The 13,626-nt window shown below is 38.6% G+C and carries 13 protein-coding genes; 6 read left to right on the top strand and 7 right to left on the bottom strand.

What is annotated here, in order from left to right; genetic code table 11:
* The first annotated feature begins 27 nt into the window (after positions 1-27).
* The 6 genes from FOL01_RS10480 (at position 28) to FOL01_RS10505 (ending at position 7,790) form a co-directional block, all read left to right on the top strand.
* The gene (locus FOL01_RS10480) at positions 28-4,005 is read left to right on the top strand and encodes an NEAT domain-containing protein (RefSeq protein ID WP_075270576.1); all 3,978 of its coding nucleotides are present in this window, start codon (positions 28-30) and stop codon (positions 4,003-4,005) included.
* 4 nt (positions 4,006-4,009) lie between these two features.
* Complete coding sequence (locus FOL01_RS10485) at positions 4,010-4,777, top strand: NEAT domain-containing protein (RefSeq protein WP_075270577.1); 768 nt, start codon at positions 4,010-4,012, stop codon at positions 4,775-4,777.
* Positions 4,778-4,783: 6 nt separating this feature from the next.
* Positions 4,784-5,647, top strand: a complete 864-nt coding sequence (locus tag FOL01_RS10490) for an ABC transporter substrate-binding protein (protein ID WP_075270578.1) — start codon at positions 4,784-4,786, stop codon at positions 5,645-5,647.
* A 9-nt stretch (positions 5,648-5,656) separates the two neighbouring features.
* Entirely contained in the window at positions 5,657-6,598 is a 942-nt protein-coding gene (locus FOL01_RS10495; RefSeq protein ID WP_075270579.1) for a FecCD family ABC transporter permease, read from the top strand.
* Positions 6,585-7,271, top strand: coding sequence for an ABC transporter ATP-binding protein (locus FOL01_RS10500; RefSeq protein ID WP_075270580.1), 687 nt, complete (start codon positions 6,585-6,587; stop codon positions 7,269-7,271). Before FOL01_RS10495 ends, FOL01_RS10500 begins: the two co-directional genes overlap by 14 nt.
* Positions 7,272-7,421: 150 nt before the next feature.
* A complete protein-coding gene (locus tag FOL01_RS10505) occupies positions 7,422-7,790 on the top strand; it encodes a hypothetical protein (protein ID WP_075270581.1) in 369 nt (122 codons plus the stop codon).
* Between the two features lie 178 nt (positions 7,791-7,968).
* On the opposite strand, the gene FOL01_RS10510 is transcribed toward FOL01_RS10505, so the two are convergent.
* From FOL01_RS10510 to rpmH, 7 genes are all read right to left on the bottom strand, one after another.
* Positions 7,969-8,631 (bottom strand): amino acid ABC transporter permease, encoded by a 663-nt coding sequence (locus tag FOL01_RS10510; RefSeq protein WP_075270582.1) that lies wholly within the window; start codon positions 8,629-8,631, stop codon positions 7,969-7,971.
* Positions 8,632-8,642: 11 nt separating this feature from the next.
* Positions 8,643-9,494 (bottom strand): transporter substrate-binding domain-containing protein, encoded by an 852-nt coding sequence (locus tag FOL01_RS10515; RefSeq protein WP_075270583.1) that lies wholly within the window; start codon positions 9,492-9,494, stop codon positions 8,643-8,645.
* Positions 9,495-9,666: 172 nt separating this feature from the next.
* Positions 9,667-10,473 carry a sugar phosphate isomerase/epimerase family protein gene (locus FOL01_RS10520; RefSeq protein WP_075270584.1) on the bottom strand — a complete coding sequence of 269 codons (807 nt, stop codon included), beginning with the start codon at positions 10,471-10,473 and terminating at the stop codon, positions 9,667-9,669.
* A gap of 210 nt (positions 10,474-10,683) precedes the next feature.
* A complete protein-coding gene (gene lepB / locus FOL01_RS10525) occupies positions 10,684-11,313 on the bottom strand; it encodes a signal peptidase I (protein WP_075270585.1) in 630 nt (209 codons plus the stop codon).
* 156 nt (positions 11,314-11,469) lie between these two features.
* Positions 11,470-12,303, bottom strand: a complete 834-nt coding sequence (locus FOL01_RS10530) for a YidC/Oxa1 family membrane protein insertase (RefSeq protein WP_075270586.1) — start codon at positions 12,301-12,303, stop codon at positions 11,470-11,472.
* 27 nt (positions 12,304-12,330) lie between these two features.
* Positions 12,331-12,687, bottom strand: coding sequence for a ribonuclease P protein component (gene rnpA, locus FOL01_RS10535; protein ID WP_075270587.1), 357 nt, complete (start codon positions 12,685-12,687; stop codon positions 12,331-12,333).
* Positions 12,688-12,795: 108 nt separating this feature from the next.
* Complete coding sequence (gene rpmH / locus FOL01_RS10540; protein WP_075270588.1) at positions 12,796-12,930, bottom strand: 50S ribosomal protein L34; 135 nt, start codon at positions 12,928-12,930, stop codon at positions 12,796-12,798.
* Between the last annotated feature and the right edge of the window lie 696 nt (positions 12,931-13,626).

Consider the following 13,626-nt stretch of genomic DNA (forward strand, 5'->3'; position numbering starts at 1 on the left):
TATTATATAGGGAGTTTTAGGACAGTTATGAGTACTTTTTCACGAACTGCAACACTGTTTTCAACAGTTGTTCTTGGAAGTATGCTAGCAACGACAACTGTTTCAAGTGTTAACACCGTTGTTAACGCTTCCGAAACAGAGACAACGCAAGCTGCTACCACCAAAAAGAATTACGCTTTGAAAATTTTGCAGGGGGACAAAGATGCAACTTCGACTGCATCGCAGTTTTATCTAGACACTATTTCATTGGAGAAGCAGGCTAATGGTAATTACTATGCCTACTTAACTTCAAATACACCAGTTAATCTAGGTGATAAGCCAATTTCGAGTGAGGATACTCAACACCAAGTTGTTGAAATGGGCACCACCGAAAAAAACGGTCATAACCAAACTGTTTATCGTTTGACTTTGACAGCCGATGAATTGGCTAGTGGTCAACCTATCAAAACAAAGGTTCACGTTAAGCTTGATGCGATGGATTATGATCATAAATACGACATTCGCTTAGCAATTCAAGGATTTAAGCCAGAAACGGCTGCTAGCTCTAACGCTAACACAAGTTCTTCTTCAAGTTCAGTTAGCTCAGAAAGCTCTTCGGTAAATTCTTCTGAAGTAAGTTCTTCTTCTGTAAGTTCAAGTTCTTCAATTGCTGATTCAAGTACAACCACGAGTGTTGCACCTTCAAGCTCAAGCCAAACAAGCAGCAGCAGTTCGCAATCATCTAATAATGACACGACTGCCTCAAGTGTCGTGGCTGATGATAAAGCAAACAGTACTGACACTAAGTCATCAACTGTTAATGCCGAAGACAAGAGTGATTCGTCAACAAGATCAACAGTTAACACTACTGCTAAACAAAGTAATCTAAAGACAGGTGACTACAAAATTGCGGTCAGCCCTGATAGCCAGATGGATAAATTCTTCGCCAAGGAATTCAACGTTAAAGTTGGTGAGTCAACTAGTGTTGTTAGTGTGACTTACCAAGTTCCTAACATGATGAAGATGATTCCATCAGTCACTTTTGATGGTCAAACAAACTCAGTTGTCAATAACGCAACCACAATTGATTTCACTATTCCAACTAAGGATCTGACGCCTGACAAAGATGGTAAAGTGACTTTGGCATCATTCACTAGTGTACCAATGAGTCCAAGTAAGGGTTATAACTCAAATATTACTTTTGATATGACTCCCGCACTTGCTGGTACTACAAGTGATAGTAACAATTCATCTAGCTCATCATCAGAATCAACGGCAACATCTGACAAAGACATCTTGCAAGACGGCACTTATTCTATTAATTATAATGTCTACAAGTCAGGTACAACTACTGATTCAACGATGAAGACCTATATGAAGTCACCAGCAAACGTTACCGTTAAAAATGATCAAGCAACGATCAAATTTGCAACGCAAAACGATGCTATGTCAATGATGAAGGAGTTTTCGATCAACGGCGCCACCGCTAAAGCTGATGGTGATGATTGGGTCATAACTGTTCCTGTTTCTGCCTTGTCAAAGACAATGAAATCCGACATGACGATTTACGTCTCTGCAATCGACTTCACTGAGAAGCCAAGTGCAGATATTGTCTTTGATATGAGCAGTGCTAAGAAGACAGGGGGAAACGGTAGTGGTAGCTCTTCTAGCCAAACCAGTTCTTCTAGCTCATCTCATTCATCAAGTGCTTCGTCTTCAAGTAAAGCTAGTTCTTCTTCGAGTGATGCATCTTCTTCTAGCAAGCCAAGTTCTAGTTCTTCTCATTCATCAAGCGCTTCATCTTCAAGTAAGGAGAGTTCAATTTCTGCTAGTTCTTCTAGCCAAGCAGATCCAAAAACTGATATTACCAAAGATGGTAAATATTCCGTAAACTATGCTATCTACAAGTCTGGTACTAAAACTGATTCAACGATGAAGACTTACATGAAGTCACCGGCTAAAATCGCGGTTAAGGATGGTAAAGCAACTATTACCTTTGCAACAAAGAACGATGCTATGTCGATGATGAAGGCATTTTCTGTTAATGGTACGGCTGCTAAAGCTGATGGCGACAATTGGATTGTAACTGTCCCTGTTTCTGACCTTTCAAAGACGATGAAGTCTAAGATGACGATTTACGTCCCTCAAATGGACTTCACTGAAAAGCCAAGTGCAGATATTGTCTTTGATATGAGCAGTGTTAAGAAGACAGGCGACAATGGTAGTGGTAATGCCTCTAATTCAAGTTCGACTTCTAGCCAAGCCAGCTCTTCTAGTGCATCCCATTCATCAAGTGCTTCGTCTACAAGTCAGACCAGTTCAAGTTCTGCTAGTTCTTCTAGCCAAGCAGATCAAAAAACTGATATTACCAAAGATGGTAAATATTCCGTAAATTACAACATCTACAAGTCTGGCACTAAAACTGATTCGACAATGAAGACTTACATGAAGTCACCAGCTAAAATTGCTGTTAAAAATGGTAAAGCAACTATTACCTTCGCTACGCAAAATGATGCTATGTCGATGATGAAGGCATTTTCGATTAATGGTACTAAGGCCAAAGCTAATGGTAACAACTGGATCGTAACGGTGCCTGTTTCTGACCTTTCAAAGACGATGAAGTCTAATATGACAATTTACGTTCCTCAAATGGACTTCACTGAAAAGCCAAGTGCGGATATTGTCTTTGATATGAGCAGCGTTAAAAAGACAGGCGACAATGGTAGTGGTGCTGCCGATTCATCTTCAGATAAGAAAGATCCTGATAAAACACCAACTCCCAACCAAGGAAACAATGGAAACTCAAATAAGAAGCCATCATCAGTTAAGAAAATAAATATTAACGAAAATGGTCACTACGTACTCGGTTATCACGTCTACAAAACTGGTACTAAAACGCCATCAACAATGCAACAATACATGACATCGACAGCCGTTGTAGACGTTAAAAATGGTCAGGCAACCATTAACTTTAAAACCCAAAAAGATGCTATGTCATTAATGAAGTCTTTCGCTGTTAATGGCCATAAGGCACATGCTAAAGAACATGGTTGGCAAGTAACCTTACCAGTATCAAACTTACTACACACACTAAAGTCTAATATGACAATTTATGTGCCAGGTCTTAATTTCACAGAAAAACCAAGCGCAGACATTGTCTTTGATGTCAAAAATGCGAAATCTACAAATCAAGGCAATGGTATTGGAACAGATAGACAAATTAGTCAGTCAACAGGTGACCAGTCTGCAACAGCAAATAATCTTGGTTCTCAAAGTCGCCTAGGTATTCCAAATGCAACTTTGCATCAACTAACGATTTTGCAAGGTAATAGTAATAGCACCTCAGTTGCTGCGCAATACTTCTTGCCAACCATTCAATTGGTTAAGAATAGTAACGGCTCATATACCGGTTATGTCACAACTCATACGCCAACAATGATGGGTTCAGCACCAATCTCATTTATGGATGGTACTCACCAAGTTAAACGCGTAAGTAACATTAAAACTGGTAATTACTACCAAGCAACTTACAAGTTCTCATTATCTGCAAACGAAGTGAAAGCACCAATCAACACAAAGATTCATGTACACTTCACAGCGCCATTGAACTATAACCACACTTACACGATTCGCTTGGTTATTGGCCGTGCGCTAAACAATGCTAGTGAGGCAACCCAACCAACAACTGGTTTGCCAAGCATGTCTGGTGACACAATGACGATGCCATTGAACAACAGTGTTTCACGTGGAACATTTGACCCAGCCGCAACAGGCACATTTGAAAATAATGATGCTAATGCCGAGCAACAGGCCGATGAAATGACTGATAAGAAGACTAATAAAGAGGCTAATTCAGATAAAAAAGCTACTGTTAAGTCTGGTACAAATGTTGCCAAGAACGCTAAAGCTGATCAAAAAGATAACTCAACCCAACGTAATGTCCTGATTATCGCTGGTGGTATTATTGCCGCTGCCCTAGGATATGTTGGTGTATCGCTATTGACCAACTTCTTTAAGAAGGGGTAAGTAGATGACTAACAAAAAATATTTACGCTATCTATTGAGTACCTTTGCATTGCTACTATTTATGTTTGGTATACAATTACAAATTCATGCTGAATCATACAATGTACCGATGCAAGTGTTGGAGAATGGTTCATCAAATACATCCTATGCGGCTGCTTACTTTGCAAAATCTGCAACAGTAACCCCAACTGGGAATGGTAGTTATAATGTCACGTCATCAGTTACGACCCAAAAGGATCTTGGTAATTATCCTGTACAAATCTTGAATATTGACGGGGCAGGCGCTAATGTTTCACGAAGCGACTCAGGTGATTCACAAACAATTACCTATAGCTTCACAACAACGGACTTAAAAGCTCGTCATAATGCAGCGATTAAGGTTGATGTTAATAGTATTAACTACCATCATAACTATGTTGTTGGTTTATCACTTGATGCCTCGGCAGTGCCTGCCGCATCGTCATCAAGCTCATCTGCATCTAGTCAGTCTGCAAGTTCAAGTAGTCAAGCAGCCAGCTCACAAGCCACGAGCTCAACTGAAATTGCAAGTAGTTCTAGCGTAACTGAAGCAAGTCAGAGCTCTGAACCAGCTGCTAGTTCTAGTGAAACGAACAAGTCAGCTACAAGTAAGAGCAGCCAAAAAGCAACAAAACAGGTGGCTAAAGAAACTCACCAAGATAAGGATAAGCAATTACCTGTCGCTGCTATCGTCGGTGGTGGACTAGCAATTGGTATTATTCTTGGATTAGTGATTAATCTAAAAAAGAAGTAATGTCCTATGCGAAAACAACAAAAAGTATTAACCATTTTGTTGGTCATACTATTAATTATTAGTGCTGGTTGGGTTTGGTTAATGATGCGTCCAACTCATGACACAACAACAACTTCAAAACGGATTGTTGTGACAACCAATGCGCAGGCGCAAATATTTAACAAACTAGATATACCTTTAGTTGGTGTCCCAACACCTGGTGATCAGCAATCACTCCCTAAGCAATATCGTGATTTACCGCAAGTTGGTAATCACGTTGCCCCAAACTTGGAGAAAATTGGTCAATTAAAACCAGACTTGGTCTATTTGGATGCTGCGATTGCTTCTGATTATCAACAAAAACTAGACAGTGATGATATTAAGCATAAACAATTAAAGTTTGATACACTATCAGATCTCAAATCAGCGGTGACTTCTCTAGGTAAGACTTACCATAAAGATGCTGCTGCTAAAAAGCTCAATCAATCTCTATCGTTGCCACAACAACATCCCAAGAAACAACAAAATGTCTTGTTATTAATGGGGATGCCTGGTGGTTCATTCTTAGTTGGTACCAAGCATAGCTACGTTGGTGATTTAATCAACCAAGCTGGTGGTCACGTTATTGGCTCAGGTTCAAGTCCATTTGTCTCTATGAATGCTGAACAAGTTGCGCAATCACAACCAACGGTCATCATTACAATGGCTCACGCAATGCCCGACAGTGTCTTTAAGAATTTTGATAGCTTATTCAAGCAATCAACCTGGCAAAACGTTCCGGCTGTTAAAGAGAGGCATGTTTACCGCGCTGAAGAGCCAAAGTTCAGTATGACGGCCAATTTAAATGCACCTGAAGCTTATCAACAAATTCGGACTTGGCTCAAAAAATAGGAGGAGATAATGCCTAAATATTATCGATTTATTTTGGCCATCTTAGTGATTGTCAGTATCCTAATTGCATTGTTTGTCGGCAGCACCCCGGTTTCACTAGTAAAAGTCATACAAGGAAATCATGATACTTGGCAATTAATTATTAATTACCGTTTACCACGAATCCTAGTCGCTGTAATCAGCGGTGCCCTGATTGGTATCAGTGGACTACTACTGCAAAGTGTTTTACGAAACCAACTCGTTGATACTTCAATTCTAGGAATTATGAATGGTAGTCAATTTTTGCTAATTGCTTTCCTGGTTCTTTTACCTAATTTGCTAAACAGCAACGTTTTACTTGGTAGCTTTGCCGGGTTAATATTAACGACTATCTGGTTCGTTGTCTTACCTAAACAGCAACCACCACTACGGTTGATTCTGCTTGGTATTGCAACAGCAATGACGTTTCAAGCGCTAACAAATATTATCAGCGAAGGTTTAGGTGTACCATTGCCATCGCTAAGCACAGTCAGCTGGCCACAAGTTATGCAGCTCATTATGGTAACTATTATTGGCTGGATGCTGATTATCTTTGTTTGGCCAAACTTGAAATATTTTGCGCTCCCTTCTCGCCAGGTAAAATTACTTGGGATTTCAGAAGAAAAAACAATTTGGTTCGTCCTACTAGCTATTGGCTTGTGGACCGGCGCCTTAACCAGTCTCATTGGAATTATTTTTTTTCTAGGAGCTATCTTGCCAGAAATTGCTCGCTTTATGAGTCCAAAACAAAAAAGTCAGCATTTACTCTGGCCAACCGCTTTATGGGGAAGCTTACTGCTACTAAATGCGGACACGATTGCACGTACGGTGTTAGCGCCTAAAGAATTGCCAACCAGTGCCATTTTATTAGCAATCAGTGGTCCATTATTTGGCTTAATGCTAATCAAAGGAGGTCACCATGCTAGACATTGATCATTTATCTTTTAGTCGTGGTCAACACAAATTATTAGATAATGTGTCAGCGCGCCTGCCTGCACATCAGATCACAGCATTGATTGGCCCAAACGGTGTTGGTAAATCAACCTTAATTCAATTATTAACGGCAGAGTTATTACCTGATAGTGGGTCAGTAATTAGTCAGGCAAAGCATATTGCTGTATTATCACAACACAATCAGTTATATGAACCTTTGACTGTCCGTGAATTACTACAACTTAGCCACGCAACCATGGATGAGGAATTGATTGAGACCTTACAATTAACACCTTTACTAGACCGCAGTATGTTTGATTTATCTGGTGGACAGCAACAGCTTGCCTGGTTAGGATTTGTTTTACAACAACAACCAGATCTATTAATTTTAGATGAGCCAACAACGTTCTTAGACCTACATTTTCAAGAATTGTTCCTAAAAACGTTGCAACGGCTACAAGAAAAGCGCCAAATGACTGTGTTAATGGTACTGCATGATTTAAATCAAGCGTTCCGCTACAGCCATCACATTTGGTTATTACGACGTACTGCTGATTTGGTCAGTGAATCAGCTGCATTGATGCATAATCAAATCGATTTGCTTTCTGAAGCCTTTGAGACGCCATTACAATTAATAAAAACGCCTAATCAGATGATTATTCAACCAAAATAGATTTTTAATCTATATGGCATAAATAAAAAACACTAATGGACACGATACTATTTCGTCCATTAGTGTTTTTTATTTGCATCAATTATGGAAGTATTAATCATTAGTTAAGTATGTAAAAATGTTACAATGTCCCCAAAGAGGAGGGATTAGATGATTGATTGGAAATACGGGGCATATACAACAATTTGGTGGATTATATTATTAGCTACTTATACAACTGCAAAAGAAGTCACCAATAATTTTGGCTGGTCATTCTTAACCCTATGCTTAGCAGTGATACTCGTGATAGTCAGTAGCTATTTTTACGAGCATGAACATCCACAATTTAGAGAAAAAAATAGGACCTCGCCGGTTGATCACTTACGGGGAATCTGGGTGCTATTTATTTTAGTGGTTTATCTAGCTGTTGCACTACAGGTAACCCATAGTGATATATTTTTCTTGACTTGTGCGACACTCGCCCGGTCAGTACCGGCGTTCTTCACCAAATACACCAACTCAAAACCTGACAAAAATTAAACGATGAGGGTTAAAATGACATCATCATTGTTACATTGAAGCTTCATTTTTTGGAGCGTGTTTATGCTATAAGCCTAATAATTTAATACATTTTTAGAATAAAGAGGTTGGCACATTTTATTTTGCGCCAACCTCTTTACGTTTTAAACAATTTCGTACACATTTTAATCATCAACGACTATGCCAAACGCTTTTCTAACATTGTTTGCACAATCGTCATTAACCAGCAGAAGAACCAATACAAAATCGCAATCGTAATATAAATCGTCATATAATCTTGATCCGCACCGGCAATAATTTGCGCATTCATAAACATTTCACTGACTGTAATCATGGCAGCTAGTGAGGTTCCTTTAAACAAATCGAGTAAAATATTGCCAAGTGCCGGGATAGAAATCCGGAAAACTTGCGGGAAAATGACTTTTCTAACTGTCTTACGATAGGGTAAACCTAACGAGTACGCTGCGTCCCATTGACCCTGGCCAACAGCCAAAAATGACGAACGGTAAACTTCTGAGACGAAGGCGCTACTACTAACTGTAAAGGCAATCACCGCCGCTGGAAAAGCAGCTGTTTCAAACCCAAAGTAGATTACAAATAAAATGACCAACATCGGTACACCACGCATGAACGAAATAAAGCTACGGGCTGCCCAGTGTAAAATTTTAAAGTGGCTAAGTTGTGCCAAGGTAAGCAATAATCCTAAGAGCAATGCTAAGGCAAAACTAACGATCGTTAAGCCGAATGAAACTGGAAATCCAGCTAAAATTGATGGAATTGATGAAATAGCTAGCGGTGCATCAAAGAAATTAGGAATTGAAAGATACTCTAAAAATGCCATTAGCACTTCCCTTAGTCCTTAATCGTAAAATTCTTTGAAATATGAACATTTGGCTTCTTAGTCACATCTGCATCATAAAACTTTTCAGACAAATCCTTTAATGTGCCATCTTTTTTGAGCGATGCCAGTGCCTTATTCACTTGCTTGGCAAGCTTTTTATTATCCTTTTTCATCAAAATTCCAGTACCAGATCCATCATCTTTTGTTTTAAAATACATGTTTTTCTGAATTTTTAGATCATTATCAGGAACCGCTTTTAAAGCCAATTTTTGTAGATAATAATCGTTCATAATGAAATCTGTACGACCATTTTTAACATCACGGAGGTAGACATCGTTTGAAACATTATTGTAGTTAACCGTCTTCGCATCAAGTTGTTTGGCTAACCGTTGGTAACTTGTGCCTGCTTCACCAGCAGCTTTTTTACCCTTAATATCATCCCAAGAATTGATTCCTGAGTTATCACTTTTACGAACAACAATACTGTTAAACGAGTGCTTGTATGGGGTTGAGAGCCGATATGATTTCTTACGTTGTGGCGAAATACCAATATCATTAGCTGCCATATCAACCTTACCAGTTTTGACTGCCGTTAGTTGACCGTCGACATTCAACTGCTTAAATTCAACTTTGCGTCCCATTTTTTTGGCCACAGCACGAACCACTTCAATATCATAACCCGTTAACTTTTTCGACTTTGAGTCATGATATGAGGTTGGATACAGTGTTCCCGACGTCGCGACTTTCAGTGTCGACTTATCTGATGAATTACTGCTCACTTTTTGGCTATATCCCACTGTTAATAACCCCGCAGCAGCTATTGTTGCAACTCCCATTACCAAACTAACTTTTTTCTTAACCATATGCCTTACTCCTTTTTTGGAAACGCTTTCATTTATCAGTATAGAGGGCATATCTTGCTTTTTCAAGAAAATAAAAAAGTTATCTTTTTAAGTCACAAAATCATATATAAAAAAGCTCAAATCCTACAATTTTAGGTAGGATTTGAGCTTTTTATATAATTCAGATAATTAATCATTTGTCAGCAATTTGCGTTAAATATTGATGACTTGCCATCATTTCTTGGCAATTTCCTTGGTCAGCCAAATTAATTTCATAAATCCGGCTGGCTGCTGGATTTAATTCACCAATCACACGCTGCCAGTCTACCAATCCAGTACCTAATGGCAAACTATCATGGTCTTTACCCATCGAATCAACCAAATGATAATGTTTCACTTGTGGTTTGAGATGTTTTAGACTCGCAATTAATGCATCATTATCAGCCTGGACCGAAATAAAGGCATGGCTAACATCAAATGCCAAGGGGAGGTCGGCTTGAATAATTCGGTCTTCAAATGTTGGATCACCATACCAGTAAACTGGTGAAATCCCATTCTCAAAAACAACATTTTCGGGTGCAATCTCTCTTAACCGTGACATGGCATCAAAAACTGCATCTTGTGCCGTTGCAATCGTTGGCCATTGGGTCATAATATCACTTGTCGCAGATTTATAAGCCCCATGGACTAATGCATAACTATTAGTTTGTGCCGCCAACTTGATTAAACGCTCAGCACTTTGGATAACAAATCGATACAATGCTGGATTGATTGCTGGATTAGTATATAACTCACAACGTTGATCATGCCATTTCATAGGATGATGAAAAACGATGTGGGGAACTTGATCACTAACATAAGACACCATTTTTAATAAATGTTGCCAACCATCACTTGTAAAGTCTTGATCTGTTAAATGAAATTCAAATACATCAGGATGATACTTTAATCGATCATCAATTTGATTCTTATTAGTGCTAGCCTTTAATCCTAACTGCATGACAGTACCTCCGTTCATTTTATAGTATACACTGTTTAAAAATGGACGATTATTAATTTGTGTCTAGTTATTTGACTACACATGTTAAGTTCTTTAAAAATAAACGACTATGAACCGAGGTGCTTTACATGCAAAGCATCCCCAAGTTATTTCATAAAATAAGCCTCACAACATGAATCCATGTCGTGAGGCTTATTTGTCTAACTACTTTTATTCAAAATACGACTTCCAAGCCGTATTAATATTTTGTTTCTTAGTATCGTTACCCCAGAATGGTACCTTAACAACACCGAGTACTTTATCGTTATCTACAAATCCCCAATAACGAGAATCATTAGAAACCGTTCGGTGATCACCTAATACAAAGTACTTACCAGCTGGTACTTTAACCGTCTTTTTACCGGTCCAACCTTGTCGATCACCCAATTGCTTAAGTGATGACCAATTACCAACTTGATTAACGTTGTTGGTAGCTGCTTGTTCTGATTCAGAAATATAATCCTGATCAACAACTTTGCCATTTACTTTAAGAACACCGTCAACGGCACTAACCGTATCACCAGGCAATCCAATGACACGCTTCACATAATCCTTACTTTCAGTTGCGGCTGGATCTTCACCGTAAGCGTCAAAAACAACGACGCTACCACGATGAATCGTTTCTGTTTTTATTTTATCCGTCCTAAAAACAAAAACTCGTTCGCTATTGGTTAGATTTGGATCCATTGATGAGCCATCAACTTTAACCATGGTAAACCAAACAGACCTTACCCCAAAAGCGATAAGTAATCCGACCAAAATTGGAATAACCCAAGACATTATTTCACGAAATGCTTTCATGGGTACGCTCCTTATAAATATTATTATCAATGCTTAATTTTACCATAATTAATACTATAAGGGGTTTAAATTAAAAATAGGTTAATCCATCAATCGTAAATAAAAATAGCCAGAACGAAGTATTGCACCTTCATTCTGACTATTTATTATTGATAATTAACGCTTATGACGCCGTACTGCTTTACGTATTGCACGTTGCTTAGCACGTTCAGCTTCTTTCTTTGCTTCACGTTCACGACGTATTTCAAATGGGTTTTGAATTGTCCAAGTTTGGGCAACCTGGAACGCATTTGAAATCACCCAGTAAAGTGATAGGGCAGAAGGCACTGAAATGGCAAAGATGAAAATCATAATTGGCATAACATATGTCATCGATGTTGTCATACCGTTCTTTTCTGGTTGTCCCATCATCACCAAGTATGATGAAGCAAACGTAAACAAAGCTGCCAAGATTGGCAAGATGAAGTAAGGATCACGTTCTCCAAGTTGTACCCAGAAGAAAGTTCCCGTCTCCAACACCTTTGTCGTACGAATAGCCGTATACAAGGCAATCAAGATTGGCATTTGAACAAGTAGCGGAATAAAGCTAGCAAAAGGATTGACACCTGCATCTTTATACAGTTTCTTTTGTTCTGCTTGCATTGCCTGCATTGTTTCAGGATCACGACTTGAGTACTTTTGTTGTAACTTCTTTAACTCTGGTCCAATTTCTTGCATTTTGCGCATTGATCCCGTTTGATAAACCATCAAAGGTAGGATCAATAAACGAATCAGTACGGTGAAAACAATGATTCCAAAACCATAGTTATTACCAAACCAAGCTGATACACCTAAAATTGAACGTGAGAAGTTAGCAATAATGATACCACGCCAGAAACCGTCGCCTGCGACATGTCCATCATACATCACTGCTGCAATAATCATAATCAATAATGCAACAAGTGCTGTAATTGCCGAACGCATTGTAAACATTTTTCTAAGAGTCTGCATTCGTTCTCTCCATATTATAGTAGTTTTTTATTTCGTTTCCTCATCAACAAAAACATTTGCTAACTTAAAAACGTGTTCTAAATTCTTTTTGATGATCGCCATGTCTTGATCATGTGCCGATGGGCGTGCAATAACTAAAATATCAATATCCGAACGCATTTTTGGCTTAAATTCCAAAACACTTTGGCGAATACGACGCTTTACCCACACACGCTCATGGCCACGTAGACCCACTTTTTTAGAAATAGAAATTCCTAAACGAAAGTGGGTCGGTTGTTCACGCGTCATTGTGTAAACAATAAACATTTTATTTGCGACCGAGTGATGCTGTTCAAAAACTAATTGAAAATCAGCTTCTTTTTTTACACGGTAACTCTTACGCATTTGTTTTTGCTCCAAACTTTTTCACGACAAAAGAAAACGCACGAATCAGCCAAAAAGCCGACTCATGCGCGATCATTATCAGTAATCCTAATAGAAGGCCTGACCTAATTAGGCTGACAATACCTTGCGGCCCTTTTGGCGGCGACGTGCTAGCACCTTGCGACCGTTACTAGTGTTCATGCGCTTGCGGAAACCATGTACGCGTTCGCGGTGACGCTTTTTAGGTTGGTATGTACGCTTCATATGAATACACCTCCCATTCGTAGTTAGATTTGGCCTGCGGTTGGCAAGGCCAAACCACAATTCGTATTCAATTGTACCATCACAAATGAACCAAATCAAGAATATTAAGCATTTTATGCTTTCTTAAGCACTTTTAAACTGTAAAAATATCATAACCGCCAACTACCTTTAAAAAAACTTTATATTTTATACAATTATCTTTTTCCAAAAGTTTTCCAAAATCTAACAGAGCGTTATGTTAATAAAAATAGTTAACGTAACGGAGCGTTACATGAGTTTTCCCCATAATCCACAGTTTATCCACATGTTCCACATATCGGGAAAACCAATCTCTAATTACCCTGTGGATATGTGTATAACTAATTTAGAAACTATTATGACAAGCTTTGGTTGTTAACAACTGCTTGTATATTTCTCTATTTTCCCCTAAGTTATCCACGTTTTCCATAATTAGCCTCAAAATTTGTTTCACATCCAGTTGATAACTCATATTTAGATTTCCACAGCCTGTGAATCTACCAAATTGTTACCTAAATGGCGTAAATCATTGATATAACAAGCATATTCCTTGTGGAAAACTTATCCACATACTGATAAAATGAAATTTGTCGAATTGTGTCATTTACGAAAATAAATTCAGCAAACGTCCTGTGGAAAACCCACAAAATATATAAAGCTTTTAAAGGAGGTTACCAA

This window comes from Weissella thailandensis (genome assembly GCF_001932615.1).
Taxonomy (GTDB): Bacteria; Bacillota; Bacilli; order Lactobacillales; family Lactobacillaceae; genus Weissella; species Weissella thailandensis.